The sequence below is a fragment of the Streptomyces sp. NPDC058741 genome, assembly GCF_042746715.1.
GTDB lineage: Bacteria > Actinomycetota > Actinomycetes > Streptomycetales > Streptomycetaceae > Streptomyces.
On record NZ_JBHYQH010000078.1, the window covers coordinates 1 to 14565 of the forward strand.

The following is a 14565-nucleotide window of genomic DNA, read 5'->3' on the forward strand; positions in this document are numbered from 1 at the left end:
GGTGGGGGGCGGGGGCGCCGGCCGGGGCCACGGGCGGGGCGGGCTCACCCCCCCCGCCGCCGCCCCCCGCCGCCGTACGGCTCAGTGCTTGCCGATCGGGTCCCCCTCCACGTCCGTGCCGCGGCCGGGGCCGACGCGCAGCTCGAAATCGCCGTCGTACTTCTTGTGGCCCTCGATCACGGCGAGTTCGACGGCCTCGGAGCCCATCTGCTCGCGCACGACGACCGGGTCGCGGCGCAGGTCCCGCATGAGGGCGACGCACATGAAGATCATGACGACGACGAACGGGGCCGCCGCCAGGATCGTGATGTTCTGCAGACCGGTCAGCGCGTCGCCCTGACCGCTGCCGACGAGGAGCATGATCGCGGCCACCGCACCGGTGACCACCCCCCAGAACACCACCACGAAGCGGCCGGGTTCGAGCGCGCCCTTCTGCGACAGGGTGCCCATGACGATCGAGGCCGCGTCGGCGCCCGAGACGAAGAAGATGCCGACGAGGATCATCACGAGCAGGCAGGTGACCGTGGCGATCGGGAACTGCTGCAGGACGTCGAAGAGCTGGCCCTCCGGGGTCGTCTCCTTGCCGAGCCGGCCCTGCTCCTGCATCTTCATGGCCGAGCCGCCGAAGATCGCGAACCAGATCAGGCTGACCGTGCTGGGCACGAGGATGACGCCGCCCACGAACTGCCGGATGGTCCGGCCCCGGCTGATGCGGGCGATGAACATGCCGACGAACGGCGTCCAGGAGATCCACCACGCCCAGTAGAAGACGGTCCAGTCGCCCAGCCAGTCGGCGACGCCCTCACCGCCGCTGGCCTCGGTGCGCCCGGCCAGCTGGGGCAGGTCGCCGAGGTAGGAGAAGACCGACGTGGGCAGCAGGTCGAGGACGACGATGGCCGGGCCCGCCACGAACACGAAGAGGGCGAGCACCAGCGCCAGCACCATGTTGGTGTTGGACAGCCACTGGATGCCCTTCTCCACACCGGAGATCGCGGACGCGACGAAGGCCAGGGTCAGCAGCGCGATGATCGTGACGAGCAGCCCGGTGCTCACCTCGTCCATCCACTTCAGCTCCTGCACACCGGAGCCGATCTGGAGCGCGCCGAGGCCCAGGGAGGCGGCGGAGCCGAAGACGGTCGCGATGATCGCGAGGACGTCGATGGCCCGGCCGACACCGCCGTTGGCGTTCTTCGTACCGATGAGCGGGGTGAAGACGGCGCTGATGGTCTGCCGGCGCCGCCTGCGGAAAGTGCTGTAGGCGATGGCCAGGCCGACCACGGCGTAGATCGCCCACGGGTGGAGCGTCCAGTGGAACAGGGTGGTGGCCATGGCCGTCTCCATGCGGTCGCCGGAGTCGGGCGGGTCGGTGCCCGGCGGGGGCGTGCCGTAGTGCGACAGCGGCTCGCTCACGCCGTAGAACATCAGGCCGATGCCCATGCCGGCGCTGAACATCATCGCGACCCAGGACACCGTGCGGAACTCGGGCTCCTCGCCCTCCGCGCCCAGGTGGATACGGCCGTAGCGGCTGATCGCGAGCCAGAGCGCGAACACCACGAAGCCCGAGGCGGCGAGCATGAAGGCCCAGCCGCCGTTGTGCATCAGCCCGCCGAGCATGGAGGTGGAGACCTCTTGGAGCGAGTCGGTCGCGACGGCTCCCCAGACCACGAAGGCGAGGGTGAGCGCCGCCGTGACGCCGAACACGACCCGGTCGGTCTGCGGGCGGTTCCGACCGGAAAGCCCCGCTTCCGATCCCGGGAGCACCGGTCCCTCATGGAGGTCGTTGTCGCTTGGTCGTTCTCGCGTCACGGGCGGCACCTTTCATCGGGACAGCACGGAGGAGAGGGTTCCTCCGTAACGCTGCTACCACGTGTGGCGGAAAATTCACCCATTCAACGTGCAGTTTCGTGTGAGCCCGCCGTCAGGTGGTACCCGGCCCGGTCGTCCAGGAGCAGGGGGACGAGCGCCCGCAGGGACTGGCGCGGCGGTACGTGCACGCCCCCGGCGGCCCGGCTCGGGGGCGAGGCGGTGGCCGCGGGGTGGGTTCGCGGGGGCGCTCAGGCGGGATCAGGTCTTGGCCGGGGTCACCCGCTTCCTCCCGGGACGCGGTGGGTGGTGCGCGGTTCCCCTACGCCGTCCGGGAACGCGGCACCGGGTGGGGCGGGCGCGGCACCCGAGGTGGCGCGGGCGAAGGCGGCGGCGCCACCGGCGAAGGGGAGGCGGGCGGAGGTGCGGGAGAGGTCGAGCGTGAGCTCCGGCCGGTCGGCGGGGGGATCGACGAGGTCCTTGTCGGTGCCCGCGACGATCAGCGCCAGCCGGTGGCCCCTGGGCAGGACGTGGTCGGTGGCCGCCAGGTCGAGGGTGATCGTGTACCGCTCGCCCGGGGTGAGCGGAGCGCCCCGGAGGTCGGAGGCGTGGTTGCCGAGGTCGGCCCAGCCGCGGCTGACGATCGTGTGGTCGACGTCGGCGGTCCTGGCCTTCGTCTCCTTGAAGCAGGCGCTGTCGCCGGCGGTGCTCGCTCCCCAGCAGGTGCGGTTCGTGAGGGTGGTGACGCCCTCGCCGGCGTCGGCGTAGTCGCGGATCACTGAGGGGCCGATGTCCACGAGGACGGCGGAGAGGTGGGCCGTGGGTGCGGAGGGCGTGGCGGTGACGGTGACCTCGGAGGAGCCGGTCAGGCGCAGGTCCCGGGTGAGGGGGCGGGTGACGAAGCCGGCCTTGTCCGGGGTCGGCGTGTCGATCGCGGCGGCCCAGTCGGTCTCGCTGCGGCCCGGGTCGTCGGTGAAGGACGCGGTGCCGTGGCCGCGGCGCAGGCCGAGGGTGCCGACGCCGTCCTGGGTGCCCCGGCCGGGGCGCAGGGTGGCGGCGCGGGTGCCGGCAGGCGGCCAGACGGCGGAGGTGGTCCAGCGGTCCGGTGCGCGTTCGACGTCGGCCATGGGCTCGCGGTCGATGCCGTTGGCGTAGCCCATGAGTTCGTGGTCGAACCAGCGGTGCAGGGTCTCGACCCACTTCGCACGGCGGAAGTCGAAGGGGTCGACGTGGCCCGTCTGCGAGAGCCAGATCTTGCGTTCGACGCCGTGCCGCGCGAGGGCGTCCCACCACTGGCCGACGTGCTTCATGCGGACGTTGAGGTCCTGCATGCCGTGGACCAGGAAGACGCTGGCCCGGACCTTGTGCGCGGCCCTCACGTAGTCCCGCTCGGTCCACAGCCCGGTCCAGTCGCCGCTGCGCGGGGCGCCGTCGGCGAGCTGCTGCTGGACGGCGGCGCACCTGGCGCGGGCGTCGGGGCTGTCGACGTAGTTCGCGAGCCGGTCCGGGCCGGAGTCGTAGAGCGGGGCGCCCTGCTGGAAGTAGTAGTCGTACCAGGAGGAGATGGCGCTGATGGGCACGATGGTCTCCAGGCCCTCGACGCCGGTGGCGGCGACGCCGTTGGCGATGGTGCCGTCCCAGCTCTTGCCGATCATGCCGGTGCGGCCGTTGCTCCAGCCTGCCTCGGCGCGGGTGGTGCCCGTGCGGGTGGTGTAGGCCTTGGCGCGGCCGTTCAGCCAGTCGACCACGGCCTTCGCCGACCGGACGTCGGAGCGGCCGCCGACGTCGACGCAGCCGTCCGAGCGGTTGGTTCCGGCCAGGTCGACGCCGACGACGGCGTAGCCGCGGGGGACGAAGTAGTTGTCGTGGTAAAGCGGCATCCGAGTGACGTCGCCGTCCGCGTCGTACGTCTTCTTCTGGCTCTCGTTGCCGCGCCCGCAGCAGGAGTAGTACGGGCTGGCGTCCATGATGACGGGCACCGTGCGGCCCTGCCGGGCGGGTTCCCGGGGGCGGACGATGTCGACGGCGACCCGGTCGGTCCGTCCGTCGCGGTCGCCGTCGAGTCCGGTGTCCACCCAGACGGCCTCACGGACGGCGTCCGCGTACGAGTACACGGGTTCGCTGCCGCGCGGGGCGGCGTGGGCGGCGGCGGGGGCGACGAGTGTGGCCAGCAGGGCGGCGGTGGCCGCGGTCGCGAGCGGTCTCCAGGTGGAAAAGCGCGTGCGTTTCGGCATGCGCCGGACGCTACATCGGTGAACTCCTGTTCAGAAGAGGGCAACTGACGGTCCGGCGTGTCCTGCCGCGGCCGCCGCACCGGGTGGTTCCGTGTCGGCCGAACGACGATCGCGCGACCGCGATGACCATGAACCTGATCTGGGGCACGGGGGGTGAGGAGGCTCCGGACAGACTTCGGGACCTACGGCTTGGAGCCTTCCGCGCACCGCAGCATCACCGCGCCGTGCGCCCTGGCCGCGGCCGTCCTCCTGCTGGCGGAACCGGCATCGGCCGCTCCCCGCTCCCCCGGCGCCCCGGGTGCCGGCGACCCCTACCACCCGGCCTGCGGCAACGGCGGCTACGACTCTCCCACTGCGACCTCAGACTGAAGTACCGGCCCGCCACCGACGAACTGGAGGGCACCGCGACGCTCCTGGCCCGCACCACCCGGGTCCGCATGGCCGCCGAATCCCGCACCCGCGACCACGTGGCCCGACAGGCCGCCGCCTGCCGGACGAAGAAGGAGATCATCCGGCTGCTGAAACGGGCCACCGCCCGGGAGGTGTTCCGCTGCCTGACCACCACCGTCGCCATCCCCGGCATCGCCGACCCGCGACCGCTGCGGCAGTCCAGGGACATCACGCCCACCGCCGCAGCCCGTCACCTCCGGGTCCGGCCGACCGCATCTCCACTCTCGAACGCGGGATCCGCCGGGACGACGACCTCGCCCACGCCCACCGCACCTGGCTCCAAGCCGCTTGACAGGCAAGAGGAGCGTCAGCGGCCCGCGCCCGCAGTGTCGGCACGACCTTCACCCGGTTCACCGGAGGTGTCACAGCACTGGTGCGACAGCGATACTGCTGCACATGACGACCGACACCGAGGAGCCGACCCTCACGATCGACGAGCTGGCCGCGCGGGCCGGAGTCACGGTGCGCACGGTCCGCTTCTACGGGACCAGGGGGCTGCTGCCGCCGCCGGTGCTCGGGCCCCGGCGCGTGGGCCACTACGGGCGGGAGCACCTGGCCCGGCTGGCGCTGATCGAGGAGCTCCAGCAGCAGGGCATGACGCTGGCGGGCATCGAGCGCTATCTGCGGCAGCTGCCGCCGGACCTGAGCGCGCACGACCTCGCCATCCACCGGGCCGTGGTGGCGTCCTGGGCACCGGACACCGTCGAGAGGGTCACGCGTGAGCAACTGCGGGGGCGGGCCGGGCGGCCGCTGAGCGAGGAGGACGTGGAGCGGCTCGTCGCGATGGGGGTCGTCCGGCCCGCGGGCGACGGCTACGAGGCCGACCTGGGGCTGCTGAGGCTGGGCGCCGGGCTGCTGGACGTGCCGCTCTCCCCGGACGCGATCTTCGCGGCGCGCACGGTGCTGGTCGCGCACGCGCGCGCCGCGGCCCGGGAACTCTCCCGGCTCTTCCGCGGCGAGGTGGCCGAGCGCGACGCACGGGACGTGCGGTCGCTGTCGGCGCACATGCACCCGCTGGTGGTGCAGGCGCTGCTCACCGCGTTCCAGCGGTCGCTGAAGGAGGAGCTGGGCAAGTGGCTGACCGGGGGTCCGGACGGGTCAGCCGTGGGCTGAGTCGCTGAAGCGCTCCCCCTTCTCCGCCTTCTCGACCAGCAGGGCGGGCGGGGTGAAGCGGTCGCCGTACTGCTCGGCGAGTTCCCGCGCGCGGGCCACGAAGCCGGGCAGGCCGCCGTCGTAGCCGTTGATGTACTGGAGCACGCCGCCGGTCCAGCCGGGGAAGCCGATACCGAGGATCGAGCCGATGTTGGCGTCGGCGACCGAGGTCAGCACGCCCTCCTCCAGGAGCCGGACGGTGTCCAGCGCCTCGGAGAACAGCATGCGTTCCTGCATGTCCCTGAACGGGATCCGGTGGCCCGGCCGGGTGAAGTGCGCGCGCAGGCCCGGCCAGAGCGCGGTGCGCCTGCCGTCCTCGTCGTAGTCGTAGAAGCCGGCGCCGCCGCTGCGGCCGGTGCGGCCGAACTCGTCGACCATGCGGTCGATGACGGCTTCGGCGGGGTGCCCGGCCCAGGTGCCGCCGGCCTCCTCGACGGCCCGCTTGGACTCGCTCCGGATCCTGCGCGGGAGGGTCAGCGTCAGTTCGTCCATCAGGGACAGGACCTTCGCCGGGTAGCCCGCCTGGGCGGCCGCCTGCTCGACCGAGGCGGGCTCGATGCCCTCGCCGACCATGGCGACGCCCTCGTTGATGAAGTGGCCGATGACGCGTGAGGTGAAGAAGCCGCGCGAGTCGTTGACGACGATCGGCGTCTTGTTGATCTGCCGGACCAGGTCGAAGGCGCGGGCCAGGGCCTCCTCGCCCGTGCGCTCGCCCTTGATGATCTCGACGAGCGGCATCCTGTCGACCGGCGAGAAGAAGTGCAGCCCGATGAAGTCGGCCTGGCGCTCGACGCCTTCGGCGAGGGCGGTGATGGGCAGGGTGGAGGTGTTGGAGCACAGCAGCGCGTCGGGGGCGACGACGTGCTGGACCTCCTGGAACACCTTGTGCTTGAGGGAGGTGTCCTCGAAGACGGCCTCGATGACCGCGTCGCAGCCGGCCAGGTCCTGGACCTCGGCCGTGGGCGTGATGCGAGCGAGCAGCGCGTCGGCCTTCTCCTGGGTGGTGCGGCCCTTGGCGACGGCCTTGGCGCACAGCTTCTCGGAGTAGGCCTTGCCCTTCACGGCGGCGTCCAGGGAGACGTCCTTCAGCACGACGTCGATGCCGGCGCGGGCGCAGGAGTAGGCGATCCCGGCGCCCATCATGCCGGCGCCGAGGACGGCGACCTTGCGGACCCGGCGGGCCTCGATGCTCTGGGGGCGGTTGGCGCCGGAGTTGACGGCCTGGAGGTCGAAGAAGAACGCCTGGATCATGTTCTTCGAGGTCTGGCCCGCGGCCAGCTCCACGAAGTAGCGGGCCTCGATGACCTGGGCGGTCTCGAAGTCGACCTGGGCGCCCTCGACGGCGGCGGCGAGGATGCTGCGGGGGGCCGGGTAGGGGGCACCGCCCGTCTGCTTGCGCAGGGTGGCCGGGAAGGCGGGCAGGTTCGCGGCGAACCCGGGGTTCGCGGGGGTGCCGCCGGGGATGCGGTGGCCCGGCCTGTCCCAGGGCTGCTGCGACTCGGGGTGGGCGTCGATGAAGGCGCGGGCCTTGGCGAGGAGCTCCTCCCGGGTGTCGGCGACCTCGTCGACGAGGCCGTTCTCCAGGGCCCGGCGCGGGGTGTACTGGGTGCCCTGCAGCAGGACCTTCAGTAGGGCGTCGGCGATGCCGAGGAGGCGGACGGTGCGTACGACGCCGCCGCCTCCGGGGAGCAGGCCGAGGGTGACCTCGGGGCAGCCGATCTTGGAGCCGGGCGCGTCGAGGGCGACACGGTGGTGGCACGCCAGGGCGATCTCGTAACCGCCGCCCAGGGCCGCGCCGTTGAGGGCGGCGACGACGGGCTTGCCGAGGGTCTCGATACGGCGCAGGTTCCGCTTGATCGCCATGCCGCCGTCGAACAGCTCCCGGGCCGTCTCGGGGGTGACGCGGATGAGGTCGCGCAGGTCGCCGCCGGCGAAGAAGGTCTTCTTGGCCGAGGTGATGATGACGCCCCGGATCGAGTCCTTCTCGGCTTCCAGGCGGTCGGTGACGGCGGCGAGCGAGTCGCGGAACGCCCGGTTCATGGTGTTCGCGGACTGGTCCGGGTCGTCGATGACGAGGGTGACGAGGCCCGTGCGGTCCTGTTCCCAGCGGATGGTGGTGGGCTCGGTGCTCATGTGGAGGTGCTCCGTGTGATCCGTCGGGAGGGGGTCAGATGCGCTCGACGATCGTGGCGACGCCCATGCCGCCGCCGACGCACAGCGTGGCGAGGCCGTAGCGCTTGTCCTGGCGTTCGAGTTCGTCGACGAGGGTGCCGAGGATCATCGCGCCGGTGGCGCCGAGGGGGTGGCCGAGCGCGATCGCGCCGCCGTTGACGTTGACCTTGTCCAGGGACAGCCCCATGTCGTTCACGAAGCGCAGCACGACCGCCGCGAACGCCTCGTTGATCTCGACGAGGTCGATGTCGTCGATGGTGAGCCCGGCCTTGTCGAGGGCCTTGCGGGTGGCGGGGGCGGGGCCGGTGAGCATGATGGTGGGCTCGGAGCCGGAGACGGCGGCGGCGACGATCCTGGCGCGGGGCGTGAGGCCGTAGCGCTCGCCGACTTCCTTGGACCCGATCGCGACGAGGGAGGCGCCGTCGACGATGCCGGAGGAGTTGCCCGCGTGGTGGACGTGGTCGATCCTCTCCACCCAGTGGTACTGCTGGAGCGCCACCGCGTCGAAACCGCCGAGTTCGCCGATGTCCGCGAAGGACGGCTTCAGCCTGGCGAGGGAGTCGGCGGTGGTGCCGGGGCGCATGTGCTCGTCGTGGTCGAGGACGACGAGTCCGCTGCGGTCCTTGACGGGGACGACGGACCTCTCGAAGCGACCCTCCTTCCAGGCGGTGGCGGCGCGCTCCTGGGAGAGGGCCGCGTATTCGTCGACGTCGCGCCGGGAGAGGCCCTCGATGGTGGCGATGAGGTCCGCGCCGATGCCCTGCGGCACGAAGTTGACCTGGAGGTTGGTCATCGGGTCGTTGAACCAGGCGCCGCCGTCGGAGGCCATCGGCACCCGGGACATGGACTCGACGCCGCCCGCGAGGACGAGGTCCTCCCAGCCGGAGCGGATCTTCGCGGCGGCCAGGTTGACTGCCTCCAGGCCCGAGGCGCAGAAGCGGTTCTCCTGCACGCCGGCGACCGTGTCGGGCAGCCCGGCGGCGATGGCGGCGATGCGCGCGATGTCGGAGCCCTGGTCGCCGACGGGTCCGACGACGCCGAGCACGACGTCGTCGACGGCGGCCGGGTCGAGGTCCGGGAAGCGGGCGCGGATCTCGTGGATGAGACCCACGACCAGGTCGATGGGCTTGGTGCCGTGCAGGGCGCCGCCTGCCTTGCCACGCCCGCGCGGGGTGCGGATCGCGTCGTACACGTACGCTTCGGAGCTCACGAGGAGGCCTTTCGCTGAGGGGTGCGGGACGAGGCAAGCAGCCCGGGCACGTCCCACTCCCGGGCGACGTCCGCCGTGTCGGCACCCGGCAGGGCCGGGCCGGTGCGGACGGAGGTCGGTGTCGCGGAGAAACGGGGGGCCGGGGCGGGCTGGGTGATGCCGCCGTGGCCGGTGAAGGTGCCGCGGGCGGCCAGGTGCGGGTGGTGCGGGGCCTCGCGCAGGGACAGCACGGGCGCCACGCAGGCGTCGGAGCCGTCGAAGACGGCCGTCCACTCGTCCCGGGTGCGGGTCCTGAAACGGGCGGCGGCCTGTTCGCGCAGTTCCTCCCAGCGGCTGATGTCCGCGTGGGCGGCGGCCAGGTCGTCGAGGCCGAGCAGGTGGAGGAACTCGGCGTAGAACCGCGGCTCCAGGGCGCCGACGGCCATGAACCCGCCGTCGGCCGTCTCGTACGTGCCGTAGTACGGGCAACCGCCGTCCAGGAGGTTGGCGCCGCGCCGGTCCTGCCAGCCGCCGGCGGCGAGCATGCCGTGGATCATCGCGGTCAGGTGGGCGGTGCCGTCGACGATGGCGGCGTCGACGACCTGCCCGGTGCCGGTCGCGCGCGCGTGGTGCAGTGCGGCGAGGACGCCGACGACGAGGTAGAGGGAGCCGCCCGCGTAGTCGCCGAGGAGGTTGGCGGGGACGGCCGGCGGCTGGTCCGGGCGGCCGATCATGCCGAGGGTGCCGGTGGGCGCGATGTAGGCGATGTCGTGCCCGGCGCGCTGGGCGAGCGGGCCGTCCTGGCCCCAGCCGGTCATCCGTCCGTAGACGAGGCGGGGGTTGCGTGCGTGGCAGTCCCCGGGGCCGACGCCGAGGCGCTCGGCGACACCGGGGCGGTAGCCCTCGACGAGGATGTCGGCGCGGGCGGCCAGGTCGAGCACGCGCTCCGGGCCGTCCGGGGCCTTCAGGTCGACGACCACCGAGCGCTTGTTGCGGTTGGTGACGTCGCAGGCCGGGTCGATCCCGAGCCCGGGGCCGCCGGGCCGGTCCACGCGCACGACGTCGGCACCTAGGTCGGCCAGGAGCATGGCGGCGAACGGGCCGGGCCCGATACCGGCCATCTCGACCACGCGCACGCCGGTGAGCGGGCCGCGTCCTGGCGTCCTTGCCGTGGTCATCCAGCCCCCAGCGCTGTGACACAAGCGATGTAACACCAGTGATGCTAAGAACGTGTTCCACTCTGCACAAGGCCTGAACGAGCAAGCGCTTAGCGATCTGGTGCGCGGATCAGCCCCTGGTGTCGGGCGCCGCACTCCTCACGCTAGCCTCGGCCACCGACAGCGGCACGGGTTGCGCGACCGAGGGGTGTCATGAGCAGTCACAGCAGGACGGACCGTCCGTACGACATCGTGCTCTTCGGAGCCACCAGTTTCGCGGGAGCGCTCACGGCGGAGTACCTGGCGGCCCGTGCGCCGGAGGGGCTGCGGTGGGCGATCGCCGGGCGCAGCGCGGAGAAGCTGGAGCGGCTGCGCCGGCGGCTGCCGGACGGCACGGAGGCCGGGGTGCTGCGGGCGGACATGTCCGACCCGTCCTCGCTGCGCGATCTCGTCGAGCGGGCGCGCGTGGTGGCCACGACGGTCGGCCCGTACGTCGCCTACGGCGAGGAACTCGTCGCCGCGTGCGCGGACACCGGGACGGACTACCTGGACCTGTGCGGGGAGCCGGAGTTCGTGGACCTGATGTACGTCCGGCACGACGCCCGCGCGCGGGAGACCGGGGCGCGGCTGGTGCACGCCGCCGGGTTCGACTCGATCCCGCACGACCTGGGCGTGTACTTCACGGTGCAGCAGCTTCCGGAGGGCGTGCCGTTGAGCGTCGAGGGCTTCGTGACCGCCGAGGGGGCCTTCTCCGGCGGGACCTTCGCCTCCGCCCTCAACCAGTTCGCCCGGCAGCGGGAGATGGCGGCGGCCGCGCGGGACCGCCGGCGGCACGAGCCGCGCCTGGTGGGCCGCCGGGCGGCGGCGCCGGCGGGTGCGCCCCGGTTCGCCAAGGAAGTCGGCGCGTGGGCCCTGCCGCTGCCGACCATCGATCCGCAGATCGTCCGGCGCTCGGCGGCGGCGCTCGACCGGTACGGGCCGGACTTCCGCTACCGGCACTACGCGGCGGTGCGGCACCTCCCCGTCGCGGTGGGCGGCGTCGTGGCCCTCGGCGCGCTGGTCGCCGCGGCGCAGCTGGCCCCCGCGCGGCGCTGGCTGTCCGACCGCGTCAAGCCCGGCGACGGGCCGAGCCCGCAGAAGCGGGCGAAGAGCTGGTTCTCGGTGCGCTTCGTGGGTGAGGGCGGCGGCCGGCGGGTGTACACGGAGGTCTCCGGCGGTGACCCAGGGTACGGCGAGACGGCGAAGATGCTCGCCGAGTCGGCGCTGTGCCTGGCCTTCGACGACCTGCCGAAGACGGCCGGGCAGGTCACCACGGCGGTGGCGATGGGCGAGACGCTGATCGACCGGCTGCGCGCGGCGGGCATCCGCTTCCGCGTCGCCGCGGCCCGCTGAGGGGACGCCGGGTGGTCTACAGCGGCCACTCGGCGACGGTGCAGGTCATCCCGGCGATCCAGGCGAGCCCCGCGAGCACGGCGAGGACCAGCCCGACGGCGAGGGGCCGCTCGACACTCCGGGTGGGGTGGGCGACGAGCTCGGGGGCACGGTGTGTCGTCATGCGGCCCAGCCTGCCGAGGGGGCGGGGGCGGGGCATCCGTACGGGCCCCGAGCCTACGGGCAAGCGCGAAGGCCGGCGGGTCAGGGAGTCCCGCCGGCCTCGCGCGGCGTGCGCCTCACTTGCCCAGGGCGCGCTGCAGCTGGCTCTTGTTCATGTTCGAACGGCCCTTCACGCCCCGGCGCCTGGCCTCCTCGTACAGCTGGTCGTAGGTGGGGCCCTGGGAGCCCTGACCCGACCGCCGGCCGCCGCGCTTGCCTGAGGACATGTCCCGGGTGGAGGTGCGGCTGGCGGTCTTCGACTCGCCGGAGCGTGCGCGTTCCTTGTTCACCGTCCGGGCGGCGATCTCCTTGGCGCGGCCGGTGCTCTCGCCCCGGTCCTCCGCGCTCTCCTTGATGTGCTCGTACTGGCGCTCCCGCTTGGAGCTCGAACCGCGTGGCATTCCCGCTCACTTCCTTTCAAGTCCGGCGAACGGGTACCCACCTTGCCCATCCTCACCGTGTGCCGCTCGCTCAGTGCTCCAGACGGGCCACGCGCCCCTGCTCGCCGGCGGCCCAGCACCCGTGGTCCGGGGCGCAGTCGACGGTGTCGTAGGAGCCGGTGCCGACGGTCCGCCAGGTGCGGCCGGCGTCCGTGGTGAGGTCGGTGCCGGTGGGGCCGACGGCGAGGGCGGCGGTGCGGCGGTGCGGGAGCCAGGCGACACCGGAGCGGTAGGCGGGCGGGGGCGTCGCGGCGGGGCGCCAGGTGCGGCCGCCGTCGGACGTGCGCGCGGCGGCGCGCGGCGAGGGCTGGCCGGGGCGGAAGTCGCCGCCGACGGCGAGCCCGTGGGCGCGGTCGCGGAAGGCCAGCGCGAAGACGCCGCGGGCCGGATCGCCCGCCGGCAGGGGCAGGTCGGCGGCCCGCCAGGTGAGGCCCCGGTCGGCGGAGTGCAGCACGCGTGCGCGCTCGGCCCCGCCGGTGGCGAGCCAGACGTCCCTCGGCCCGGACGCCACCAGACACTGGCCGCTCGCCGCGAACCCGGCCTCGCCCTCCTGCGCCGCCGGCATCCCCCGGTTCGGCAGCACGGTCCAGGTCCGGCCGCCGTCGCCGGTCGACAGGATGCGGAACCTGCCGTCCACCGGATCGCTCATGGCGAGGCCGTGGCGGTGGTCGAAGAAGGCCATGCAGTCGTAGAAGGCCTTCGGGTCGGTGTTACGGAAGGGCTCCGTCCAGGTCGCTCCGCCGTCGTCCGTACGGTAGATCCGGGACGCCTCGCCCTGGCCGACGGCCAGGACCACCGCCCGGCGCGCGTCGAACGCCTCGACGTCCCGGAACTGCACGTCCTCCGCGCCCGGGGGCGACACGTTCCGCCAGGTCGCGCCGCCGTCGGTGGTGCGCAGGACGGTGCCCGCGGTGCCGGCGGCCCACGCGGTGGTCCGGCTGACGGCGTCCAGTCCCCGGAACCGGACCTGAGGGGTGCCGGTGTCCTTCGGCTCCCAACGCGGCGTCGCGTGCCGCGGTCCGTGCGGCGGCGGCTCGTGTGCCTGTGCCGGTGTGGCGGTCAGCGCGGCCAGGGCCGCCGCACATGCCGTCGCCGCGGTGATGCCGCGCCGTGTCCGTCCCGTCCGTCGCGTGCTCCCCGTGCGCCTCATGGGCGGGGAAGCTAGCCGACCGCCCCGGTACCGTCCAGACGGCCTCGCGGGGGCGCCGGGTGATGCGCACGGCGTCACCACTGCCGTACGGCACACCGGAGGAGAGTCACGTCACTCCCGTGCATGAACGCGGTGACACAGGTCACTCGCCTTTCGTGTGCACGGATTGGCTGATTCCGTCGTCTCTTCCCATGCCCGGTCTCATCCGCCAGAAAGTGTCCGTCCAGCCGTCGCAAGGGAGCAAGGCGTTGTCCATCGTCATAGAGCAGCCCGTGGAGGCCCGCCTCGTCGCCGCCGCGCCGCGTATGCCGAGCATTCCCGCGACGCTGCGCTACCACCGGCGCGACCCGTTCGCGGTCCGTATGGCCTTCCCCGCGCCGGCCACGCTGGAGGGCGTCGAGGTGTGCTGGACCTTCTCCCGCGAGTTGCTCGCGGCCGGCCTGGAGGACGCCGAGGGGTACGGCGACGTGCGGGTGCGGCCGTACGGGTACGACCGCACGGTGCTGGAGTTCCACGCCCCCGAGGGCACTGCCGTGGTGCATGTCCGCTCCAGCGATGTCCGCCGGTTCCTCGAGGCCACGAGCGACCTCGTGCCGGTCGGTCTCGAGCACCTCCAGCTGGACCTGGACCACGGCCTGGCGGAACTCATGCGGGACGCGTGCTGAGGGCCTCCGTCCCCGCACCGGCGGGAAGTTGACCACGGTGTGGCCGAGCGGACCGGCCGGTAAGCCGTAGGTCCCGCTGACCAGTGGTTCCGCGCGACCCGGCGGACGAAGATCCCGCCGGCATCCGCAGCGCGGACGACTGCGGCGGTGATGCCCCCCGATCTGCCACCGCGCCCCTGGCGAGGATCCGGCGGGCGCACGCGGGCGGCCGCCGGGCGCGGGCGGTCTCGGCGCCGGGCTCGGCTGCCGCCCCCAGCCGCTCTCGACGTCCGCGCCCACGGCGACGGTCACGGCGCAGACGACGCGGGCCCGGCGGCGACCATGCGGACCCCGGCGCAGACGACGCGTCGCCGGGCTCGGCTGCCGCCCCCAGCCGCTCTCGACGTCCGCGCCCACGGCGACGGTCACGGCGCAGACGACGCGGGCCCGGCGGCGACCATGCGGACCCCGGCGCAGACGACGCGTCGCCGGGCTCGGCTGCCGCCCCCAGCCGCTCTCCACGTCCGCGCCCACGGCGACGGTCACGGCGCAGACGACGCGGGCCCGGCGGCGACCATGCG

At 73.3% G+C, this 14565-nt stretch carries 11 protein-coding genes and 1 pseudogene; 4 read left to right on the forward strand and 8 right to left on the reverse strand.

Annotation, left to right across the window (positions count from 1 at the left end; genetic code table 11):
• Positions 1-81: 81 nt before the first annotated feature.
• Positions 82-1806: a BCCT family transporter gene (locus ACFW6P_RS31485; RefSeq protein WP_386359551.1), complete on the reverse strand. Its 1725-nt coding sequence runs from the start codon at positions 1804-1806 to the stop codon at positions 82-84.
• Positions 1807-2081: 275 nt separating this feature from the next.
• The gene (locus ACFW6P_RS31490) at positions 2082-4037 is read right to left on the reverse strand and encodes a Xaa-Pro dipeptidyl-peptidase (protein WP_386359550.1); all 1956 of its coding nucleotides are present in this window, start codon (positions 4035-4037) and stop codon (positions 2082-2084) included.
• A gap of 189 nt (positions 4038-4226) precedes the next feature.
• On the opposite strand from ACFW6P_RS31490, the pseudogene ACFW6P_RS31495 reads away from it, so the two are divergent.
• Positions 4227-4468: pseudogene (locus tag ACFW6P_RS31495) on the forward strand (M1 family peptidase); the annotation flags it as partial.
• Positions 4469-4883: 415 nt separating this feature from the next.
• A complete protein-coding gene (locus tag ACFW6P_RS31500; protein ID WP_386359549.1) occupies positions 4884-5600 on the forward strand; it encodes a MerR family transcriptional regulator in 717 nt (238 codons plus the stop codon).
• Here ACFW6P_RS31500 and ACFW6P_RS31505 read toward each other — a convergent pair.
• From ACFW6P_RS31505 to ACFW6P_RS31515, 3 genes are read right to left on the reverse strand one after another with little or no spacing between them, the layout of a single operon-like run.
• The gene (locus ACFW6P_RS31505; protein WP_386359548.1) at positions 5586-7772 is read right to left on the reverse strand and encodes a 3-hydroxyacyl-CoA dehydrogenase NAD-binding domain-containing protein; all 2187 of its coding nucleotides are present in this window, start codon (positions 7770-7772) and stop codon (positions 5586-5588) included. The genes ACFW6P_RS31500 and ACFW6P_RS31505 overlap by 15 nt on opposite strands.
• Before the next feature lie 34 nt (positions 7773-7806).
• Positions 7807-9021: an acetyl-CoA C-acetyltransferase gene (locus ACFW6P_RS31510; RefSeq protein ID WP_386359547.1), complete on the reverse strand. Its 1215-nt coding sequence runs from the start codon at positions 9019-9021 to the stop codon at positions 7807-7809.
• On the reverse strand, positions 9018-10178 hold the full coding sequence (locus ACFW6P_RS31515) for a CaiB/BaiF CoA transferase family protein (RefSeq protein WP_386359546.1): 1161 nt from the start codon (positions 10176-10178) through the stop codon (positions 9018-9020). The genes ACFW6P_RS31510 and ACFW6P_RS31515 overlap by 4 nt, the downstream gene beginning before the upstream one ends.
• Before the next feature lie 192 nt (positions 10179-10370).
• On the opposite strand from ACFW6P_RS31515, the gene ACFW6P_RS31520 reads away from it, so the two are divergent.
• Entirely contained in the window at positions 10371-11549 is a 1179-nt protein-coding gene (locus tag ACFW6P_RS31520; RefSeq protein ID WP_386425683.1) for a saccharopine dehydrogenase family protein, read from the forward strand.
• Between the two features lie 16 nt (positions 11550-11565).
• Here the strand turns inward: ACFW6P_RS31520 and mmpA are convergent, their stop codons facing one another.
• The 3 genes from mmpA to ACFW6P_RS31535 all read right to left on the reverse strand — a co-directional run bounded on the left by mmpA (position 11566) and on the right by ACFW6P_RS31535 (position 13340).
• Positions 11566-11712: a morphogenic membrane protein MmpA gene (gene mmpA / locus ACFW6P_RS31525; protein ID WP_386359544.1), complete on the reverse strand. Its 147-nt coding sequence runs from the start codon at positions 11710-11712 to the stop codon at positions 11566-11568.
• A 115-nt stretch (positions 11713-11827) separates the two neighbouring features.
• Positions 11828-12151, reverse strand: coding sequence for a plasmid stabilization protein (locus ACFW6P_RS31530; RefSeq protein ID WP_386359543.1), 324 nt, complete (start codon positions 12149-12151; stop codon positions 11828-11830).
• Positions 12152-12221: 70 nt separating this feature from the next.
• Positions 12222-13340 (reverse strand): WD40/YVTN/BNR-like repeat-containing protein, encoded by a 1119-nt coding sequence (locus tag ACFW6P_RS31535; protein ID WP_386359542.1) that lies wholly within the window; start codon positions 13338-13340, stop codon positions 12222-12224.
• Positions 13341-13588: 248 nt separating this feature from the next.
• Between ACFW6P_RS31535 and ACFW6P_RS31540 the strand changes: the two genes are divergently transcribed.
• Positions 13589-14005, forward strand: coding sequence for an SsgA family sporulation/cell division regulator (locus ACFW6P_RS31540; protein WP_386359541.1), 417 nt, complete (start codon positions 13589-13591; stop codon positions 14003-14005).
• Positions 14006-14565 lie beyond the last annotated feature (560 nt).